The organism is Prevotella pallens, assembly GCF_900454935.1.
GTDB lineage: Bacteria > Bacteroidota > Bacteroidia > Bacteroidales > Bacteroidaceae > Prevotella > Prevotella pallens.
In genome coordinates this window covers 1-21,834 of record NZ_UGTP01000001.1, presented here as the reverse complement: position 1 = coordinate 21,834, position 21,834 = coordinate 1, and the positions used below count along the sequence as shown (strand labels likewise).

General features: G+C 40.7%; 14 protein-coding genes, 1 tRNA gene, 3 rRNA genes and 1 pseudogene. 8 read left to right on the top strand and 11 right to left on the bottom strand.

Annotated elements, in window-relative coordinates; translation table 11 throughout:
- Positions 1-35 precede the first annotated feature (35 nt).
- Together DX009_RS00100 and DX009_RS00095 are read left to right on the top strand one after the other, a co-directional pair.
- Positions 36-1,190: a 1-acyl-sn-glycerol-3-phosphate acyltransferase gene (locus DX009_RS00100; RefSeq protein WP_115082598.1), complete on the top strand. Its 1,155-nt coding sequence runs from the start codon at positions 36-38 to the stop codon at positions 1,188-1,190.
- Positions 1,183-1,833 (top strand): NigD1/NigD2 family lipoprotein, encoded by a 651-nt coding sequence (locus DX009_RS00095; RefSeq protein WP_115082597.1) that lies wholly within the window; start codon positions 1,183-1,185, stop codon positions 1,831-1,833. The genes DX009_RS00100 and DX009_RS00095 overlap by 8 nt, the downstream gene beginning before the upstream one ends.
- A 41-nt stretch (positions 1,834-1,874) precedes the next feature.
- Here DX009_RS00095 and DX009_RS00090 read toward each other — a convergent pair whose 3' ends face one another.
- From DX009_RS00090 to rbfA, 4 genes are all read right to left on the bottom strand, one after another.
- Positions 1,875-2,159, bottom strand: a complete 285-nt coding sequence (locus DX009_RS00090; RefSeq protein WP_115082596.1) for a hypothetical protein — start codon at positions 2,157-2,159, stop codon at positions 1,875-1,877.
- 574 nt (positions 2,160-2,733) lie between these two features.
- Positions 2,734-2,806 (bottom strand) — tRNA-Pro (locus DX009_RS00085).
- 159 nt (positions 2,807-2,965) lie between these two features.
- Complete coding sequence (locus DX009_RS00080; RefSeq protein ID WP_006044087.1) at positions 2,966-4,195, bottom strand: FtsX-like permease family protein; 1,230 nt, start codon at positions 4,193-4,195, stop codon at positions 2,966-2,968.
- On the bottom strand, positions 4,195-4,530 hold the full coding sequence (gene rbfA, locus DX009_RS00075; protein ID WP_006044088.1) for a 30S ribosome-binding factor RbfA: 336 nt from the start codon (positions 4,528-4,530) through the stop codon (positions 4,195-4,197). Before rbfA ends, DX009_RS00080 begins: the two co-directional genes overlap by 1 nt.
- A gap of 545 nt (positions 4,531-5,075) precedes the next feature.
- Between rbfA and DX009_RS00070 the strand changes: the two genes are divergently transcribed.
- Positions 5,076-5,894 carry an AAA family ATPase gene (locus DX009_RS00070; protein WP_115082595.1) on the top strand — a complete coding sequence of 273 codons (819 nt, stop codon included), beginning with the start codon at positions 5,076-5,078 and terminating at the stop codon, positions 5,892-5,894.
- Positions 5,895-5,911: 17 nt separating this feature from the next.
- Complete coding sequence (locus DX009_RS00065) at positions 5,912-6,916, top strand: DUF4435 domain-containing protein (protein WP_115082594.1); 1,005 nt, start codon at positions 5,912-5,914, stop codon at positions 6,914-6,916.
- Between the two features lie 372 nt (positions 6,917-7,288).
- Here DX009_RS00065 and DX009_RS00060 read toward each other — a convergent pair whose 3' ends face one another.
- The 5 genes from DX009_RS00060 to DX009_RS00040 all read right to left on the bottom strand — a co-directional run bounded on the left by DX009_RS00060 (position 7,289) and on the right by DX009_RS00040 (position 14,024).
- The gene (locus DX009_RS00060) at positions 7,289-8,746 is read right to left on the bottom strand and encodes a TrkH family potassium uptake protein (protein ID WP_115082593.1); all 1,458 of its coding nucleotides are present in this window, start codon (positions 8,744-8,746) and stop codon (positions 7,289-7,291) included.
- A gap of 24 nt (positions 8,747-8,770) precedes the next feature.
- Positions 8,771-10,111, bottom strand: a complete 1,341-nt coding sequence (gene trkA, locus DX009_RS00055) for a Trk system potassium transporter TrkA (protein WP_115082592.1) — start codon at positions 10,109-10,111, stop codon at positions 8,771-8,773.
- Positions 10,108-12,069, bottom strand: coding sequence for a 1-deoxy-D-xylulose-5-phosphate synthase (gene dxs / locus DX009_RS00050; RefSeq protein ID WP_115082591.1), 1,962 nt, complete (start codon positions 12,067-12,069; stop codon positions 10,108-10,110). The genes trkA and dxs overlap by 4 nt, the downstream gene beginning before the upstream one ends.
- 486 nt (positions 12,070-12,555) lie before the next feature.
- On the bottom strand, positions 12,556-13,167 hold the full coding sequence (locus DX009_RS00045) for a DUF4840 domain-containing protein (RefSeq protein WP_006044095.1): 612 nt from the start codon (positions 13,165-13,167) through the stop codon (positions 12,556-12,558).
- Positions 13,168-13,304: 137 nt separating this feature from the next.
- A complete protein-coding gene (locus DX009_RS00040; RefSeq protein ID WP_006044096.1) occupies positions 13,305-14,024 on the bottom strand; it encodes a Bax inhibitor-1/YccA family protein in 720 nt (239 codons plus the stop codon).
- Positions 14,025-14,172: 148 nt separating this feature from the next.
- Between DX009_RS00040 and DX009_RS00035 the strand changes: the two are divergent.
- The 4 genes and pseudogenes from DX009_RS00035 to rrf form a co-directional block, all read left to right on the top strand.
- Positions 14,173-14,451: pseudogene (locus DX009_RS00035) on the top strand (aspartate-alanine antiporter-like transporter); the annotation flags it as partial.
- A gap of 590 nt (positions 14,452-15,041) precedes the next feature.
- Positions 15,042-16,572 (top strand): 16S ribosomal RNA (locus DX009_RS00025).
- A gap of 356 nt (positions 16,573-16,928) precedes the next feature.
- A 23S ribosomal RNA gene (locus DX009_RS00020) occupies positions 16,929-19,829 on the top strand.
- A gap of 144 nt (positions 19,830-19,973) precedes the next feature.
- A 5S ribosomal RNA gene (gene rrf, locus DX009_RS00015) occupies positions 19,974-20,086 on the top strand.
- Together the 16S, 23S and 5S rRNA genes form the textbook arrangement of a ribosomal RNA operon.
- 925 nt (positions 20,087-21,011) lie before the next feature.
- Here the strand turns inward: rrf and DX009_RS00010 are convergent.
- Together DX009_RS00010 and DX009_RS00005 are read right to left on the bottom strand one after the other, a co-directional pair.
- Positions 21,012-21,368 (bottom strand): hypothetical protein, encoded by a 357-nt coding sequence (locus DX009_RS00010; protein ID WP_115082589.1) that lies wholly within the window; start codon positions 21,366-21,368, stop codon positions 21,012-21,014.
- Positions 21,369-21,414: 46 nt separating this feature from the next.
- A complete protein-coding gene (locus DX009_RS00005) occupies positions 21,415-21,675 on the bottom strand; it encodes a hypothetical protein (RefSeq protein ID WP_115082588.1) in 261 nt (86 codons plus the stop codon).
- Between the last annotated feature and the right edge of the window lie 159 nt (positions 21,676-21,834).

The following is a 21,834-nucleotide window of genomic DNA, read 5'->3' as shown; positions in this document are numbered from 1 at the left end:
GTTTAAAAATAGCTAACACATAAATATAATAGGTTATGAAAACACCTTCTGAATTTGACGATATACGACCATTTGAGTCTGAAGAACTACCCGAAGTTTACAATCGCTTGCTTGCAAACAAACAATTTCAACAAGTATTAAACTATCTTTATCCTGGTGTGCCTATAGATGCTATTTCGCAGAAGATGCACCAGTGTAAAACCAGCCTTGAATTTCAGAAAGCTTTTGCCTATCATTTTCTGCAAGGACTCATAGATAAGGCTAGTACGGGGTGTGATATGGACTCATCGGAGATTGATAACACAAAGCAATATACATTTGTTAGTAATCATCGTGATATTGTACTCGATTCTGCTTTTCTTTCAAAGTTGCTAATAGATAACGGCTTTGCCACTACTTGTGAAATTGCTATTGGCGATAATCTTTTATCGTTACCGTGGGTACGCGACTTAGCACGACTTAACAAGAGTTTCATTGTAAAGCGTGATCTTACTCCTCGCGAACTTATGCAGGCAAGCATAAAGATGGCACGCTATATGGTGTTTGCTCTCAAAGAGAAACACGAAAATCTATGGATTGCACAGCGAGAAGGGCGTGCTAAAGATTCTAACGACCTTACACAAAAGTCTGTTCTTAAAATGTTTGCATTGGGAGCCGAAGGTACATTACTCGAAAGACTTCAGCAATTCCATATCGTTCCACTTTCTATTTCTTACGAATACGACCCTTGCGACTATCTAAAGGCTGCAGAAATGCAAGCAAAACGCGATAATGCAAATTGGAAAAAAGCATCTATGGATGATGTTCTCAGTATGCAAACTGGCATAATGGGCTATAAAGGCTCTATTCATTATCACGCTGCTCCTTGTATTGACGCATATTTAGACTCACTGAAAAATGCAAATATGGCAAACGGTCCTCTGTTAGATGCCGTTTGTGAACATATAGATAAAGAAATACACCGCAACTATCGCCTTTATACCAACAATTATGTTGCACTGGACGAACTTGAGGACACCACAACTTACGCTAATAAGTATACTGACGCTGATAAAGCAAAATTCGATGCTTATATAGAACAACAACTCGCAAAAATAACACTCCCAGGTAAAGACGAAGTATATTTGCGCCAACGTCTATTGGAAATGTATGCCAACCCTACTCGCAACTATATAAAAGCTAATGCGTAAATCGTTCTTCTTTTTGTTTCTCATCGTCATTCTGTTGGTAGCTTGTACTAACGATAGTTTTAAAACGGGCGATTCGGAATACTCTTATCTGCAGTCCGACTTTGTTGAGGCTACTACTAATACCAATGCTGCTTTTGTTTCGGCTGTTACCGACGATGGCGATACTCTTTTGTTGCATTCGGCTTTAAGTGCAAAATGGGCAACAAAGGCAGATACCACCTATAGGGCACAACTATATTATAGTAGAAACAACTTAGAAGTTGTGCCCATAGCTATTTCTAAAGTTTATGTTCTGCCAGTGTCGCAACAACCGCATACCACAAATACACCCGATCCAATGGGCTTTACCAGTGCTTGGATAGCCAAAACACGAAAGTATATTAATCTTGAATTGGCTCTAAAGACGGGTAAGGACACAGAAAATGAACAGTCGTTAGGCGTAAGTTTAGAAAATGTAGTATCGTCGGTAAGCGGAACAAACAAATATACACTACGTTTGCTACACCAGCAAAACAATGTTCCTCAATATTACACAGTGCGCACTTTTGTTAGCATTCCAACCACCTTTGCGCATAAAGGCGACAGTATAGAAGTGCACATAAATACCTATAAAGGGGAGGTTATAAAAGCCTTTATTTTATAATATTTTAGTTTTTTCTTCTTGTTTGCTTGTTGTTCGGTCTGTTATATTGCATCGAATATTTTGCGAAATGTGTTGCGTACATTCCACGAATGGTTGGTGTACATTCCGTTAGGCGTAGGGGCAGATTTATCTCGCCCGTATATGTTTGTTGTTGTTTTGTGGTTGGTTATTCGTTGTGTTCGTGTGTGTTTGTTGTTGTTTCGTGGTTGTGAATGTATATGCGGGCACGATAAATCGGCGTATACGGTGGGTGTTCGTAGCGTACACGGCTGGTGTTTGCTGCATATACGGTTGTTGTTGGTAGCGTATATAATGGTTGTTTGCACTGTGTTTAGTGGCTGATTTATTTGCTATATGTGGTATGGCGATGTGTGTGCGCAATTGTTCGTACATATTTGTTTTCTGTTTCTATTATGAGTGTGCGACGATGTTATACGCAATAGATGGTTTTACTTACGTGTAAGTAAAACTTTATTTACGTGTAAGTAGAGTTTTATTTACGTGTAAGTAAAACTTTATTTATGTGTAAATAAAACTGTTTGATGCGTGTGAAAATATTGCGCAACCATAGTGAAAGATATGTGTAACTATAGTAAAAGAAATGCGCAACCATAGTGGGAACGACACGCAACTATTGTGAACGTGGTGGGAGAGCGGAGAGAAGAAACTGTGAGGGTTGGGCGAATGTGTTGAGTGTACACAACTGCGTTGGCTATGTTTTTGTTGCAAAGTTTTTTAAGTTGCGCAATGGAAGAGCATTTTGTTGCTACTCTAACAGTGTGTTGTGGGTTAGAGGCTATGTGTTTGGTTTGAATAAGAGGCTGTTTGTTGCGGTTTTTTAGTTTGGTTTAGATAAAAATAAAAGGCAAGCGATGTTGTTTTCGCTTGCCTTTTGTGTTGTCGGGATGACTGGATTCGAACCAGCGACCCCTACGTCCCGAACGTAGTGCGCTACCAACTGCGCTACATCCCGCTTTAACGCCAAATGGATTGTTGTGTAGTAATATTGCTATATTTTGTTTTTGCTATTACTATTTGTCGTTAAATGCACTGCAAAGGTATAAAAAAAAGTAGAATTGCAGAAACATTTGTCTTATATTCGTAAGCAGGCGCAAATGTGTTTGTGGCATTGCTACCTTGTGAGTTGCTTGCTCATGTATCGCACAGGATACCAAACGGCTATCCACCCCACAACAATAACAGTGGCAAATATGGCAACAATGTCCCATGGGTGTACGCTAATGGGATAGGCGTTCACAACGAAGTTTCCTGCTTGATTGCCGAGTTTCACTAATCCGTAAGTTTGTTGCAACCAGCATAAAAATAGTCCGATGGCAATACCAATTATGGCACCTGCAGCCGAAATCATACGTCCTTCGAACAAAAACACCTGATTTATTTGTTTATCAGAGGCTCCCAGGTTGCGCAATGTTTGTACGTCGTTTTTCTTATCAATCATTAGCATAGAGAGCGACCCTATGATATTGAAGCATGCAACCATTAGAATGAAAGTGAGAAATGCGTATGCAAAGAGTTTCTCTATGCGCATAATGTTGAATGTATCCGCCTGTTGTTCGTAGCGGTCTTTTACCACAAGTTGGTTGCCCACAATGTGTTCTATTTCCCCTTTCACCTTATCTATATCTTCGCCCGCTTTGAGGCGTAGTTCTAGCGATGTAATTTCGCCCTGTCTGTTGAAGAGTCGTCGTGCGAATGGTAGCGATGTAATAATATAGTTGTTGTCGTATTTGTTTTGCTTTACTTGGAATATGCTTTTTGGCGATAGTAGCGAGTCTGCCACGAAGGCATTCATAGGGTTCGATGCATCGTATTGTCCTTTTCGTTGTGGTGCATATATGTGTAGATAGTTTTTCCAGTCGATGCCCGTGTTTAGCTGTTGTGCTACGCCAATACCTAAGATGCCATAGTCTAAGTTGGCAATATGCAGTTTGAAAGTTCCATCGCCTATTAGTATATGGCTGATGTTGGTAAGCGAGTCGAAGTTTTCGGCTACGCCTTTTACGGTTACCATTATTTGTTTGCCTTGATAGGTAGCCAATGCTTGGTCGGCAACACATTCGGTAGCAACTTCTATACTGGGCAATGTTTTTATTTTGTGCAAAAGCGGATTGTCGGCTGCAATAGTTTTTCCTTTTGCAGCTTCAACCTTTAGTTGTGGGTCGAAGTTGGTGAAGAACGAAGCTACGAGATCGGAGAAACCATTAAATCCGCTCAGTACCACAACCAGTGCCATAGTAGCAACAGCCACCCCAATTACCGATATCAGGCTGATAACGTTAATGGCGTGGGTGCTTTTCTTTGAAAAAAGATAGCGGCGTGCAATATAAAAAGGAAAACTCATTACTTCTTCAGAAGTTCGTCTATGCGTTCAATATAATCTAACGAGTCGTCAATGAAGAAGCGTAGTTCTGGAATAATGCGCAACTGGTTGTGTACGCGTTGTCCTAAATCGTATCGTATAGTTTTCTCGTTTTTATTAATGTTTGTAAGAAGTTCTTCTGCTTTGTCCGATGGAAATATACTAAGATAAGCAGTACAGATGCTCAAATCTGGGCTAACCTTTACTCGTGTAACGCTAACCAATACGCCGTGCATAGCACGTGTTTGACTTTGGAATATGCTTGCAAGCTCTTTTTGTAGTAGGCGTGCAATGCGATTTTGTCTTGTTTCTTGCATTTTCTGTTTATATTTTATTGCAAATTTACGGTAATTCTCTCATATATCAAAATAAGGCTCTTAAAATTAGTATTGGCGAATATCCCTCCCAGAGTGGATAAAATCTAAAATAGTGTTAAATATATAAAGTGAGTAGGGGTTTTGTGTTTTTCTGCGTTTTATAAGTGAAGTTCAGCGAGAGCTTCTATAAAAGTGATGAACTTTTTAAATACGATATATGCTTTTTTCTACAGATTAAGTTAATGTAACTATGTGATGAACAATGTTGGCGCTCTTCGTTGGTTGAAACGCGGAGCTCAACGAACAAAACTTTTTCGACAAACTTAGAAGGTCTAAATTGGGCTGAAAAGTTACCATTTTTGTCCTGATAAGTCTGAAGAAAACAAGAACCTACTTAAATATAATCTACAAACGGAGGGGGCGCATCTGTGCAGATGCGCCCTCAATGTGTTTAGTAAGTGGGACCTAATTTTATATAAAAACCACTTTTTAGCCTTATAACTGAAAGAAAAATGCTACATTTGCTGGAAAATAACTGAACTGCTATGCAAAAATATGCTGACTATATAAAGGAGATAGAAATAGATTCGCTGTGGGCTGGACAGAAGCACATACGTTGGGAGCTTAATAGGCACGTAAATATATTAAGCGGAATTAATGGAGTGGGGAAGAGTACCATTCTGAATAAGGTGGTAAAAGGACTTGCACAAGGTGGCGAGTTTTCAAGCCACATGTTGAAAGGCGTTCATATAAAAGTATCGCCAGACGATGCAACATGGATTAGGTACGACATTATTCGTTCGTTCGATCGGCCGCTAATGAACATAGAAAGCATAAGCAAGGCAGACTTAAATCTTGTTACAGAACTTGATTGGCAATTGTTTCAGCTGCAGCGTAAGTATCTAGACTATCAGGTGAATGTTGGAAACCGTATAATAGAAACACTGCAAAGTGGTGCGCCTGACGCTGCAACCAAAGCACAAACATATTCGGCTCCGAAACTATTGTTCCAGAACATAATAGACGAACTGTTTGCTGAGACAGGTAAAAAAATAGTGCGTTCGGAGAATGAAATACGTTTCTCGCAAATGGGTTGTACGTTGTATCCTTACCAATTGTCGAGTGGCGAAAAACAAATGCTGGCTATATTGCTAACAGTTTTGGTGCAAGATAGTAGGTCGTATGCTTTGTTTATGGACGAACCAGAGGTGAGTATGCACATAGAGTGGCAGAAGAGATTGATAAGTTTAATATTAAGTTTAAACCCAAATGTGCAGATAATACTCACTACGCACAGTCCGGCGGTTATTATGGACGGTTGGTTAGACAAGGTAACCGAAGTGGACGAGATTACTGTGGGGTAAGAAAACAACGAAACTTAATGGGAAAACAGCTTAAAGACAATCTGTCGTCAGCCTATTTTGAAGCAGCAAACCGACTGCAAGGACGTAAGACACGAAAAAGAATTGTGGCGTATGTAGAGGCATACGACGACATTTTCTTTTGGCGTACGGCTCTTAGCAGATTTGAAAACGAACACCGCTACTTTGAAGTTATGCTGCCATCGCGCCACACGCTTACCAAAGGAAAACGCTCGGTGCTGATGAATTTAATTTCAGGTAATGTGGGCGAAAGTATGATAGCTTGTGTAGATGCCGATTACGACTATCTGTTACAAGAAACAACACCCACATCGCGCACAGTAAACCACAATCCGTACGTATTTCATACCTATGCATACGCCATAGAAAACCTGCAATGTTGTGCCGAAAGTCTGCACGATGTTGGTGTTGCCGTAACGCTGAACGATAAGCCTATATTCGATTTTGAAGAATATCTACGCCTTTACAGCGAAGCAATATTTCCATTGTTTGTTTGGAGTATATGGTTCTACAGGAATGGTATTTATGGAAAGTTCTGCATTACCGATTTTAATAGAGTTATAGAAATGGGTAATTTTAATTTCCACACTGTTTATCAGAACATAGAACGATTGCGCCACAAAGTAGCAGCAAAAATACGTCAGTTTCAACGAGAATATCCCGATGCAAAAGAAACCTATTTGGCTGTAAAACAAGATATAGAACAGCTTGGAGTAACACCCTCAACAACCTATTTGTATATTCAAGGGCACCATTTGTTCGACAACGTGGTTGTGCCAGCACTGAAGAAGGTTTGTAACAAGTTGATGGACGATAGGGAACAAGAAATACATCGCAATGCACGACATATAGTGCAACAGCGCAACGAGCTTTCGAGCTACAATAAAAGTATAGAGAGCATTGTTTCTATGCTACGACGTAATGTAAACTATGCTAATTGTGAACCTTATATACGGTTGCAAACCGATTTAGGACATTTCTTAGACAACGATAACACCGAATAATCTCATAGTTCTTATTTATACATTTGGTAGCATTCAGTCTGAAGAAGAACTGCTATAATATATGATGTGTACCATCTACAGCGTGTATAGTGTAGATTGATGAATGGACGATTACAGCATACTAAACCAATTAACCCAAATCAGCCATTAGATCACAATATGTATAGTTCTTATTACTCTGGTATTGTTTTCTAACATATTTTATTTTCTTATCAGCATCTTGTCTGTCTTTGTAACTTAACGTAGCCCACTACGCCTGCGTTGCAAAGACATACAATCTACTCAATAATAAAACAAATATGTTTAAACTCTAATGCCCTATTTGGGTTAAAACACAACGGCAGAAGAGCTGCTTTATATGCCAAATTGGTTTTAGTTCTCTTTCCAGAACGATGGAGTGAATAACACCAATACAGAGAAAAGTTCGAGACGACCAACAAGCATTAAGAACGAACTAATCCATTTAGCAAAGTCGGGCAGTTCGTTCCACGACATTGTAGGACCAATCTCTAAACCTAACGTAGGACCAACGTTACCAAGACTACTAAGTGTAATTGTCATTGAGTTGGTAGAGTTGATGCCTGCCGCTATCATAGTGAAAGCACAAATAACCGCAAGAAATAAATACAAACCAATGAATGCCAAGAGAGTTACACGTTTACACATTTGCACATTGTATCCATCTACTTTCATAGGCAGAACAGCATTAGGGTGGAGTATTTGACGAAACTCATTCTTAATAACCTTTACCAACATTACGCCACGTATACTCTTTATTCCACCACTTGTAGAACCCGACGAACCTCCAAAAAACATACAAGCAGCAAGAACAACCCATGTAACATGGGGCCATTTGGCTGCATCATCGCTAAAGAGTCCAGTTGTTGTAATAAACGACACTACCTGAAAAGCAGAGCTTCGGAAGGCATGTTCCACTTCGTAGTTACAACGGAAGATGAGCTCTAACATAATAAATAAGGTGAAGCCAGCAATCATTGCTGCATAAAACTTAAATTCGCTGTTCTTGAGCATTTCCTTTAGTTTGAAGCCCGCAACAGATGTGTAGAGCAAAGTGAAGTTTACGCCCGATAGGAAACAAAAGATAGTACAGACATACTCTTCGGCTGGCGAATGGAATGTAGCAATAGAGCCACTTTCGGTGCTGAAACCACCAGTAGCGGTACTGGTCATAGCATAATTAAAAGCATCGAACCAGTTCATACCACACACCTTATAGCTTACAACGCAGGCAGCCGTAAGCACAAAATAAACCATCCATATCCATTTAGCCCCCATACTGAGACGTGGGTGAAGTTTGCTCTTTATAGGTCCTGTGGCTTCTGCTGCAAACACTTTTAGTGACCCGCCAACAAGCGAAGGTAAAATTGCAATGGTAAAGAAGACAATACCTAATCCGCCTATCCATTGTGTTAGCGATCGCCAGAATAGTAAGCCTTTAGGGAAATGTTCGGGGAAGTCTACTATGGAGGCACCTGTTGTGGTGAATCCCGACATAGTTTCAAAGAAAGCATTGGTGAAACTTGTGATATAACCGCTGATAAGAAATGGAAGAGTACCAAAGAGAGAGAATATAATCCACGTTACCGCCACCACAAAGTAAGCGTCTCTACGACTAATAGTGTTGTTGGCATGTCTGCCCATTAATCGGAATGCGCCTCCAGCCACAATTGTTATAAGTATAGACCAAATGAATGCTATTATATCTTTGTCTTGATATAATAACGACACACATAAACACACAGACATTAGCAACGCCTCTAAGCCTAAGAGCGCACCAATAATTTTTGCTATCGTCTTTAGATTAAGCATTGGTAAAAATTCTTCTTTTAAACTTTAGTTGAACAACTGTTCTACCTTCTTCATATTTGTATTGTAGCAGAAAACAACTACAATATCACCAGCCTCTATTTGCGTATTACCAGAAACTAACATACCAACATCATGGCGAACTAATCCTCCAATAGTCATTCCACTTGGGATATTTACATCTTTAATAGGTTTCTGCGTAATGCGAGATCCTTGAACAGGTATGAATTCGGCAACGTCGGCATCTACAGACATAAGGAAACGCACATTACTAACATTCGCATCGAGCAACATTTGATAGATGTAGCCAGCAGCAATAGCTCTTTTATTAATAATAGTGCCAATATCTAAGTTAGCAGCCATATCTACATAGTCGAAATTCTCTACAGCTGCAATCGTCTTTCTTACGCCTAAGTTTTTTGCTGCCATACAAGCTAAGATGTTTGTTTCGGCATTCGGTGTAAGTGCAACAAATGCTTGCGTGTGTCTAATGCCCTCTTCTATAAGTAGGTCGGTATCTCGTCCATCACCATTGATAACAAGTACAGATTCGTCGAATATTTCATTAAGATATTCACATCGGTCGAAGCTGTTTTCAATAATCTTAATATCCATATATTCAGGCATAATTTTTACAGAGCGCACGGCTGTGCGTCCACCACCCATTATCATAACATTTTTAACATCAACGTAGTGCTCTTTGCCTGTGAATTTGCGAACGTAGGGTATATATTCTTTCGTAGTCATAAAGTAGGCGAGGTCTTCTCGTTGTAGTGTCTCGTTTCCACCAGGAATAATGGTTTCGTTTCTACGTTTAATGGCAACAATGTGATATGGGTCGTTAGGTCCACTTATTTCTCTTAATGGTTTATCTAAGATTGCACAAGTGTCGCGAAGTTTTATGCCTAACATAACCAACGCTCCACCACGAACGTCCCAGCGCTGACGAACCCACGACATTTTAAGGCCGTTTATGATATCTTTTGCTGCTAGAAGTTCAGGATAAATAAGACTATCAACGCCTAACTGCTTAAATAACTCTTGGTTTTTAGATTCCAAATACTCTGGATTATCAATCTTAGCCACAGTCTTTTTTGCACCAAGGTGGTGTGCCATAGTACAAGCAGTAATGTTTGTTGTTTCTTTTGGGTCTACAGCAATAAAGAGATCAGCGTGTTTAACATCTGCCTCTTGTAGTATCTGTATACTTGTAGGCTTTCCTTGCAGTGTAAGAAGGTCGTAGTCTTGACCTATTTTGTTTAACCTCTCTTCCTGCTCGTCTATTAATATTATATTGTACTTATTGCGCGATAAAAATTGTGCTAAATAAGTCCCTATGGTATATGCTCCTGCTATAATAATTTTCATATTTTGTTTGTGTATGTTGCTAACAATCTTTTTTCTATTTCTTGCTTTATGCTGTATTTATCAAATCCACACAATTCACGAAGTTCGGCAACAGTTCCTTGTTCAATAAAGTGATCGGGCAAACCTAATCGCTGTACGTGTATGTTTTTGTTGTGTTCGTTCAGCCATTCTATAACTGTTGTTCCTAAGCCACCATTTATTACTCCGTCCTCTATGGTAATAATTTCAGAGAAGTTCTTTCCTACCTCTTCGAGTATATTCTCGTCTATTGGTTTTAAGAAACGCATATCGTAAAGGGCAATACGACCTGTATATTTGCCTTCTTGTTCTATTTCTTCGATGGCTTTTTGAGCGTCGTTTCCTATAGGACCAATGGTAAGAATAGCTATATTTTTCGTACAATCTTTATGTTCGTTACCTAAAGTCTTATCGTAGAGTTTGCGTCCTGTACCTACTTTGATCTCTTCTAAAGGGCAACGCCAATCAACTAACGAACCACAGCCACGTGGATATCTTATAACAAAGAAACCTTTTTGAGGCAACTGAGCTGTGTACATCAGCTGACGCAATTCGTGTTCGTTCATAGGAGATGCTATTGTGATGCCAGGTATAGGGCGTAGAAAAGCCATATCAAAAGCACCGTGATGTGTTGCACCATCTTCGCCAACAAGACCTGCACGGTCTAAACATAATACAACGGGAAGATTAAGAATGGCTGTATCGTGAATGATATTATCGTAAGCACGTTGCGAAAAGGCACTATATATATTGCAGAATGGTTGTAAACCATCTTTTGCCATACCTGCAGAAAATGTCATAGCGTGTCCTTCTGCAATACCCACGTCGAATGTGCGGTCTGCCATTTCTTTCATCATAATGCTCATAGAACACCCCGTTGGCATTGCTGGGGTAACACCAACAATGCGTGGATTTTTTCGGGCAAGTTCTAAAAGAGTATGTCCAAACACATCTTGAAACTTTGGTGGCTTATTGTTATTGTCTTGTACTAGACGTTTTCCTGTTTCGGGAATGAACTTACCTGGTGCATGCCAAACTGTTGCGCTCTTCTCTGCAGGTTCGTAACCTTTACCTTTTATAGTGTGCAAGTGTAACAATTTTGGACCCTTCATATCTTTAAGCTGGCGCAATAGTCTTACAACTTCTTTTACATCGTTTCCATCGAATGGACCAAAGTAGCGTATGTTCATTCCCTCAAAGAGGTTTTGCTGTTGAGCAAGTGCCGACTTAATGGCATTATTCAAACGAATAATGCCTTTGCGACGCTTGTCGTTTAGTAATCCTTTAGAATGTAACCATTGCGACGCCTTAAAACGAAACTTATTGTAGGTTTCGTTTGTATCAAGGTTTAATAGGTATTGTTGCATTCCTCCAACTGCCCTGTCTATCGACATATCGTTGTCGTTTAGTATAATGAGTAGGTCGTTGGGCTGACTTGAGGCGTTGTTTAACCCTTCAAACGCTAATCCACCACTCATTGCTCCGTCGCCAATAATGGCAACTACGTGGCGTTCTGGGTGATTTGTCATCTTTGCAGCCACAGCCATTCCTAAGGCAGCTGAAATAGAATTAGAAGCGTGTCCACAAGTGAACGTGTCGTATTCGCTCTCTTTAGGAGATGGAAAAGGCATTAAGCCATCTTTCTTTCTGTTTTTACAAAAGCTTTCACGCCTATTGGTTAATATCTTGTGCCCGTATGCTTGATGCCCCACATCCCATACAATTCTATCTTCTGGTGTGTTGAAAACGTAATGACATGCTACGGTTATCTCAATTGCGCCAAGGCTCGATGCAAGATGTCCAGGATTTACGGCTACTTCCTGAATAATATCTTTCCGAAGCTCATTGCACAAAACAGGTAACTCGTCTATGCTCAATTTTCTTAAATCGGCAGGCGAATTAATTTTGCTTAAAAGTTTGAAAGTATTCTCGTTCGACATTACTATTATGTAATAATGAGTGCAAAGTTACTTTAAATAGATTGAACAACAAAATAAATATAGGCTAATTTAGGCGACTTATAATGTGTTGTAACGCAATAGCCTTTCTTTAAAAAGTTTGGCTTATATAACAAAAGCTTAAGAACTTTCTGTAAAAGCTTAAGAGTTTTTATCACACTTCTATAATTGTTCGTTTTCTTGTTAAAATAGTCCTAACCTATACTACCTTCGTAGTAAAGATAGTCTATATGCTCAGCAGAAAAACGAAAAACGGCAAGAGACTAATTGCTATTTTAGGCTAATAAAAAGAGGAAACAGGGTGTTGTTGTTCTGTTTCCTCCTGAAAATTAATATCGAAAGAGTCTGTAAATAACAAATACTTTTTTGCTTTCTGTTAAGGTAAGTTTTAAAACTATATTTCTCTACCTATATTTAGAAAATGCACTTAATACAGAAATCAATAGTGATTTGCGTTTACATCTTATTTTATCTACGTTCTAATTTTAAGAATATTGCAGAGTTGTTTGCCCTGCTGGTTATGAGTTTCTCATCAAGATACATACTGCCAAATTGAATAATTTGTATAGCTAGTCTATCTCTTCCTGATAACTGTGCAAGTGAATTTCTGTTGTTAATAAAGAAACCTGTCTTAAATGTTTGTGTCTTGCCCTTATAGTTTATATTAAGCGAAAGTGGAGTAGGGTTTACCAAAAGTGTTATAGGATCATTATCAATGAATGCTATGTAACATAATACATCGGTAGTTCCGAGACTTTCGATAGCGCTCTTTAAGTCTTTATCCTCTAATTGACCAGTGAGCACCTTTAATGGAAGATTCTTTATAATGAGCGTTGAGTCGGTATTAATGGTAACTGATACAGGCAGACTGTCTTTTTCAAGAATAGACATGTTATCGTTAAGTTTATTGAAAAATACCTTTCCTGTATAGTTTCCTTTCACACTGTTGAAGGCAGCTTTCACTTCTGCAGGAGTAAGTCCTTCCTTGTTGTTGTTGTTGTCAAGATTGCACGATGTAATGCCAAGTAATGCAATGCTACTAAATACTACTAGCATCAGTTTGTTCAATGTTTTCTTCATTTTCTTCTTTTTATTTTATTTAGTTATTCTCTAATCAGAGTTAAACAATACGCCCGTTAGCGTAAATAAACTAACAGATGCCACCTTCTTAAAAGCTGTGCATCTGTTTCTTTTATGCTTCTTGTAGTTTTCCTCTCTTAGTTCTTTTTTCCTAAGAAACGTAATAAATAGAGGAATAGATTAATAAAATCTAAATACAAATTTAACGATCCCAAGAGAGCCATCTTCTGTGCTGACTCGTTCGCATCGGGAGCACTCATTACCATTCTCTTAATTTTCTGTGCGTCCCAAGCAGTCAAACCGGTAAATATTAATACACCTACACCACTTATAATTAAATTAACCATTGGACTACGTAAGAAAATGTTTACTATTACGGCAATAATTAAGCCAATGAGCGCCATAAACAAGATGCCACCTATTTGGGTTAAATCTTTCTTAGTTGTGCTACCCACAATAGCCATTGCAGCGAATGTTCCAGCAGTAATAAAGAACGTTTGAGCAATAGAAGTTGCAGTATAAACTATGAAAATCCAAGCCATAGTAACACCATTCAATATGGAGAAAATAATAAACCACATTGTAGCCGATGTTAACGAAAGCTTCTCAATACGTGCAGAGAGATAGAAAACGATACCAAGCTCTGCCAAACTACAAATTAATAGTGGTGCCATACTGTTATAAAGCATCATTAACATAGCTGTAGATGTGCTTACACCGTATGCTACAACACCTGTTATGGTGAGAGCCATTGCCATCCATGTGTAGACTTTACGCATAAGTAAAGGCCATGAATGTGATACTTCTAAGTTATTGAAGCGATTGTTATTCGCTCTAGAAAAATTGTCGAACTCCATAGTTATCTTCTTTTATTAATTCTTTCTATTTCTTACAAGATATGTGCCAACTTAGCTAATAAGTGGCGAATACTAGTAATATTTTTGCAAATGTACTTTAAAGCTTTGATAAATGCAAATAAGTAATAGTTTTTTTTTATTTCTTTTAGTTTTTCGTCCTGAAGGTTTAATGTGGGTAGGTTTAGGTTTTCTGCTTACAGTGTTGCCCGTATTTATAGTAGCTCTTATAGCGTTGCGTACAAAGAGATACGATTATGGAACCATTTGTGGCATACTTTGTGGTGCTATGGCAAATCCGATGGCATTGGTTTATGCAAACGATACGACTAAAGGCGAGACCTCTAATATAAGTTATGCCACCGTTTATCCTTTAGGAATGTTTATTCGTGTCATCATCGCTCAAGTGCTTGTAATGTTCTTTGTTTAGGTGATGATGTGGTAGATTATAATCAACTAATTTCATTGTTTACAGGAGTTGTGAAATCAGATATGCGGCACTTTAGTTTTAGATATCTCTCACGTTCGTCTTAGATATCTCTCAGTTTCGTTTCAGATATCTCTCACGTTCGTTTCAGATATCTCTCAGTTTTTGTTCCAGATATATAGAAAAACAGTTCTTCTGTATATTATATAAATAAGGTGTATTCAATTATTCCGGCATTGCTTTACCCTTTTGCAGAGGCTATTTTACAAAAAAATCATTTTTTTCTTATAAAAGTTTGGTGGTTATTATTTTTTGTTATACCTTTGCACTCGCTTTTACGGCAAGCAGTTTATCTGTTAGTTGTTAATAAGGCATCGTTCTTTGAAAAGATTTACATAGACAGAGAAGTAGTACAAGAAGCGTCTGTTGCTATTAATTATAGTATCAGATGGGTAAAAGAAACGTCCTAGTTAATTTATTATGGGTGTATAAACTTGATATTACTGGATAATTAGTTCTGAGCAGATATTGAATTTAGATATATATCTCACTATTTTATAGTGGTGTTTATATATTCTTATAAAAGACATTTTACAATGGAGAGTTTGATCCTGGCTCAGGATGAACGCTAGCTATAGGCTTAACACATGCAAGTCGAGGGGAAACGGCATTATGTGCTTGCACATTTTGGACGTCGACCGGCGCACGGGTGAGTATCGCGTATCCAACCTGCCCTTTACTTGGGGATACCCCGTTGAAAGACGGCCTAATACCCGATGTAATTCATTGATGGCATCAGATATGAATAAAAGATTTATCGGTAAAGGATGGGGATGCGTCTGATTAGCTTGTTGGTGAGGTAACGGCTCACCAAGGCGACGATCAGTAGGGGTTCTGAGAGGAAGGTCCCCCACATTGGAACTGAGACACGGTCCAAACTCCTACGGGAGGCAGCAGTGAGGAATATTGGTCAATGGGCGCAAGCCTGAACCAGCCAAGTAGCGTGCAGGAAGACGGCCCTATGGGTTGTAAACTGCTTTTATACGAGAATAATTTGATGCACGTGTGCGTTATTGCATGTATCGTATGAATAAGGACCGGCTAATTCCGTGCCAGCAGCCGCGGTAATACGGAAGGTCCAGGCGTTATCCGGATTTATTGGGTTTAAAGGGAGTGTAGGCGGTTTGTTAAGCGTGTTGTGAAATTTAGATGCTCAACATTTAACTTGCAGCGCGAACTGGCGAACTTGAGTGCACACAACGTATGCGGAATTCATGGTGTAGCGGTGAAATGCTTAGATATCATGAAGAACTCCGATTGCGAAGGCAGCATACGGGAGTGTAACTGACGCTTAAGCTCGAAGGTGCGGGTATCGAACAGGATTAGATACCCTGGTAGTCCGCACAGTAAACGATGGATGCCCGCTGTTAGCGCCTGGCGTTAGCGGCTAAGCGAAAGCATTAAGCATCCCACCTGGGGAGTACGCCGGCAACGGTGAAACTCAAAGGAATTGACGGGGGCCCGCACAAGCGGAGGAACATGTGGTTTAATTCGATGATACGCGAGGAACCTTACCCGGGCTTGAATTGCAGAGGAATTATTTAGAGATAAATATGCCCTTCGGGGTCTCTGTGAAGGTGCTGCATGGTTGTCGTCAGCTCGTGCCGTGAGGTGTCGGCTTAAGTGCCATAACGAGCGCAACCCCTTTTCTTAGTTGCCATCAGGTAATGCTGGGCACTCTGGGAACACTGCCACCGCAAGGTGTGAGGAAGGTGGGGATGACGTCAAATCAGCACGGCCCTTACGTCCGGGGCTACACACGTGTTACAATGGCCGGTACAGAGGGACGGTGTAATGCAAATTGCATCAAATCTTAAAAGCCGGTCCCAGTTCGGACTGAGGTCTGCAACCCGACCTCACGAAGCTGGATTCGCTAGTAATCGCGCATCAGCCATGGCGCGGTGAATACGTTCCCGGGCCTTGTACACACCGCCCGTCAAGCCATGAAAGCCGGGGGTGCCTGAAGTTCGTAACCGTAAGGAGCGACCTAGGGCAAAACTGGTAATTGGGGCTAAGTCGTAACAAGGTAGCCGTACCGGAAGGTGCGGCTGGAACACCTCCTTTCTGGATAGGACTTTTATTTTTGTATTATCTAAATGTTTATCACCATATAAATAATAGATGTTAGGAAGTTTTCTCTTCTTGTACTCGCATCTTTGTTCTACAATATAGAGAAGATAAGGTTTAAGGCCTACAGCTATGGTTCAAGTCCATTATCTTCACTCATCATTTTTGCATCGTTTTATCGTTGCATCATTGATATCGTTCTTTGACATATTGACACAAGCAAGACTGTAAAGTAAAGTAATTTCTTTTTGTTTATACAAGAAGGATTAGAATTAGATTTCAAAATACAGCTGAAAGTATGAGCATGAATATGCTACCATTAGTATTATTAGTTTGGTAGTATATAAAATGAATAGAAAGTAATTAAGGGCGTATGGCGGATGCCTAGGCTCACGGAGGCGATGAAGGACGTGATAAGCTGCGATAAGCCTCGGGTAGATGCAAATAATCTTTGATCCGAGGATTTCCGAATGGGACAACCTGACTGTCTGAAAGATAGTCACCCATATATTTTTTATGGGAGCAAACGCAGGGAACTGAAACATCTTAGTACCTGTAGGAAAAGAAAATAATTTAATGATTCCCCTAGTAGTGGCGAGCGAACGGGGAATAGCCCAAACCTATGACGTAGTAATGCGTGATAGGGGTAGTAGGGTCACGATATCGTACTTTGAAAGTGAGGAGAATGTTCTGGAAAGTTCAATAATATAAGGTGATAATCCTGTATCCGAAGCTTGATGAGGCGTAGTGAATCCCTGAGTAGTGCGGAGCACGAGTAATTCTGCATGAATCTGCCGGGACCATCCGGTAAGGCTAAATACTCCCGTGAGACCGATAGTGAATTAGTACCGTGAGGGAAAGGTGAAAAGCACTCCAATGAGGAGAGTGAAATAGTTCCTGAAACCATACGCCTACAAGCGGTCGGAGCATATATATATGTGACGGCGTGCCTTTTGCATAATGAACCTACGAGTTACCATGTCCAGCGAGGTTAAGGGGTTCAGCCCCGTATCCGTAGTGAAAGCGAGCCTAAATAGGGCGTATAGTTGGATGGGGTAGACGCGAAACCAAGTGATCTACACTTGACCAGGTTGAAGTTCTGGTAACACAGAATGGAGGACCGCACGGATAAGCGTTGAAAAGCTTCCCGATGAGTTGAGTGTAGGAGTGAAAGGCCAATCAAACTTGGAGATAGCTCGTACTCCCCGAAAGGCATTTAGGTGCCGCGTGCGATGTTCTCCGTGAGAGGTAGAGCGACCGATAGGTCAAGAGGGCTTCACCGCCTATCGCGACCTGACGAACTCCGAATGCTCACGGACTGTAGTCGTGCAGTAAGGGGGCGGGTGCTAAGGTCCGTCCCCGAGAGGAGAAGAATCCTGACCGTCGTCTAAGGTCCCGAAATTCTGTCTAAGTTAGTCTAACGAAGTCTGGTCCCGGTGACAGCTAGGATGTTGGCTTGGAAGCAGCCATTCATTCAAAGAGTGCGTAACAGCTCACTAGTCGAGGGTCCGGGCATGGATAATAATCGGGTATAAGTCAGATACCGAAGTCGCGGGATAGCATTGTATATAAAAAGTATCGGTAGGGGAGCATTCTATATGCGTTGAATGGTGATATTGATTGATCCTGGAGCGTATAGAAACGCAAATGTAGGTATAAGTAACGATAAAGGGGGTAAGATTCCCCCTCGCCGTAAGACTAAGGTTTCCCAGGCGATGTCAATCAGCCTGGGGTTAGTCGGGTCCTAAGTCTCAGCCGAATGGCGAAGGCGATGGGTTCACGGTTAATATTCCGTGACTTGCTCATTCAGCGATGTGGAGACGGAGCAGTGACACTGTCGCGCCCTTACGGATATGGGCGTTAAAGAAGTTAGGTGTAGATAGATGTAGGCAAATCCGCATTTAGAGCTGATCTTCTATAGTACAGAGTTTTCTTCGGAGAGCTTTGATAGTACAGGTAATCATACTTCCAAGAAAATCCGCTAAGCTTAATGTTTGAGCAACCCGTACCGTAATCGGACACACGTAGTCGGGTAGAACATACTAAGGCGTTGAGAGATTCATGGTTAAGGAACTAGGCAAATTGACCCCGTAACTTCGGAATAAGGGGTCCTCATTTTTAATGAGGCGCAGAGAATAGGTCCAGGCAACTGTTTAACAAAAACACAGGGCTGTGCTAACTCGAAAGATGATGTATACAGCCTGACACCTGCCCGGTGCTGGAAGGTTAAGAGGAGAGCTTAGATGTATGTCGACGGTTTGAATTGAAGCCCCAGTAAACGGCGGCCGTAACTATAACGGTCCTAAGGTAGCGAAATTCCTTGTCGGGTAAGTTCCGACCTGCACGAATGGTGTAATGATCCGGACGCTGTCTCAATCATGATCTCAGTGAAATTGTAGTATCGGTGAAGATGCCGATTACCCGCGATGGGACGAAAAGACCCCGTGAACCTTTACTACAGCTTAGCATTGACCTTGGTCATCCGATGTGTAGGATAGGCCGGAGGCTTTGAAGCATGCACGCCAGTGTGTGTGGAGCCATCCTTGAAATACGGCCCTTTGGCTGTCTGAGGTCTAACACGTACTTTCGTGGACATTGTTTGGTGGGTAGTTTGACTGGGGTGGTCGCCTCCAAAAGCGTAACGGAGGCTTCCAAAGGTGCCCTCGGGTCGATTGGTAACCGACCTCATAGAGTGTAATGGCATAAGGGCGCTTGACTGGGAGGCAGACATGCCGAGCAGGCAGGAAACTGGGGCATAGTGATCCGGTGCAAGTGTATGGAAACTGCATCGCTCAAAGGATAAAAGGTACTCCGGGGATAACAGGCTGATCCCCCCAAGAGCTCATATCGACGGGGTGGTTTGGCACCTCGATGTCGGCTCGTCACATCCTGGGGCTGGAGAAGGTCCCAAGGGTTGGGCTGTTCGCCCATTAAAGTGGCACGCGAGCTGGGTTCAGAACGTCGTGAGACAGTTCGGTCTCTATCTATCGTGGGCGTTGGAGTTTTGCGTGGTGCCGCCACTAGTACGAGAGGACCGTGGTGGACAGACCTCCGGTTTACCAGTTGTGCCGCCAGGTGCACCGCTGGGTATCTGAGTCTGGTATGGATAAGCGCTGAAAGCATCTAAGTGCGAAGCTTCCGCAAGATTAGAACTCCTCATAAGGGTCGTCATAGGACTATGACGTTGATAGGGTGTAGGTGTAAAGACAGCGATGTCAAAGCCGAGCACTACTAATTGCCCAAAACTTTCATTCAGTGTGTTTATACTTTAAGAATCGTATTTTTACTTTTCTTTATTTAGTTTTTGCTTGTGGCATAGTCACTTATACAGTGTATTTTATATTTGGCTATTATATTTATTCTATAATATCAGATATATTATTAACACTAGCATTATTTTAGGTGGTTATTGCGTCGGGGTTCCACCTCTTCCCATTCCGAACAGAGAAGTTAAGCCCGATTGCGCCGATGGTACTGCAATGCAATGTGGGAGAGTAGGTAGCTGCCTTTTTTCTAAATAGCCCTGATTACGATGAGTAGTCGGGGCTTTTTTGTTGTGTTTATATATTACTCTACCTATTTAGGGGTGAATTATTATTTATCGAACTGTAGCGACTTGTTCATAGTAGTTTTGCTAACCTTTTCGAGAGTAATAATAGACGATTGACGGGCGAGATGAATCTGCCCCTATGTCTACGGTGTGTTCGCTGATATTACGCCAATGAATAAACCTTGTGGTGTGTTTGTTGGATTATGAATGATTGTCGGGCGAGATAAAATCTGCCCCTACGCCTACGGTGTGTCGCTGATATTACGCAATGAATGAGCCTTGTGGTGTGTTTGTTGGATTATGAATGATTGTCGGGCGAGATGAATCAGTCCCTACGCCTACGGTGTGTTTGCTGATATTAGCACTGAATAAACCTTTTAGTTGTTTGTTGGACTATGAATGATGTACGGGCGAGATGAATCTGCCCCTACGCCTGCGGTGTGTTCGCTGATATTATGCACTGAATAAACCTTGTGGTGTGTTTGTTGGATTATGAATGATGTACGGGCGAGATAAATCTGCCCCTACGCCTGCGGTGTGTTCGCTGATATTATGCGCTGAATAAACCTTGTGGTGTTGTTTGTTGGATTATGAATGATGTACGGGCGAGATGAATCTGCCCCTACGCCTACGGTGTGTTCGCTGATAATACATTTACGCAATGAATAGACCCTGTAGAATGTCCGTTGATATACATTTTAAGTAATGAATAAACCTTGCGGTGTGTTCCGCTGATATTACACAATGAATGAGCCCTTGCAGTGTGTTTGCTGAACATTCTGTGGACTAATATGTGCAACATATAGTGGTTTTGCTTGTTTTTATAAGTTACTGCGCATATCTATCAATACTGCTAATTATTGTTTTCCACTGGGCGATTGCATTATTAGTCAATAGAAAACTGGGCAATGGTTTCTTTTAACGCTTCTATTTCGTTAAAGTCGAAGTTGTTTGGCATAGCATCTATTAGTTTTATAATTCTCTTTTGCGTTTCTGTTTCTTGCAAAACGAGTATGTTTGAACGTTCATTATCTGATATGTCGAACGCCATAACATCTATTGTTTCAAATATTTTTAGTGCACAATAGTGAATAAAGTCGGCATTTTGCTCTTTTGTAAATCTGATGCAATATGCCAATGCTATTGCTGCGTTCTGTGCATATAGAGCTTCATTGCTTCCGTCTGCGTCGGTATCGGGAATTAGATATTCTACGAATGCTTGTACTTCCTCGCTAAAAATCATACAGCTATTAGCGAAATAAGCCAACACACAACTCTTAAAAAGCCTATCAATTGCCCCCTCCACTACAATTGCTGCTGGTTCTTCTTCTTTGTTTTTTCAGAAACTTATAAAGACAATTCTCTATTCTTTTAACGCAACAAACACCAAACAACAGTTGCTTGTTTGGGGGCAATGCATCTATCAACTTGTTTATTTCTTCGTTCATTCCTAACTGTTTAGCTTTTAGTTCTTTCCATAAGTGTAGTATTTCTATCCAATTTTCTTTGTCGTGAAAAACTCTACTTTCGTTTACTTTGGGATATCCCATTGCAAAGATATTACTTTATGCGAAACTATGCAAACAATAACGAGTATAGCACGCCACCAATGCGTAAATGGTAGCGAAGTCTCTACCGATATGTTTGAGTTTAATTTCTCATGCTTCCGTTGCATTTACATCCGCCTTCTGCATTACTTAGACACTTAT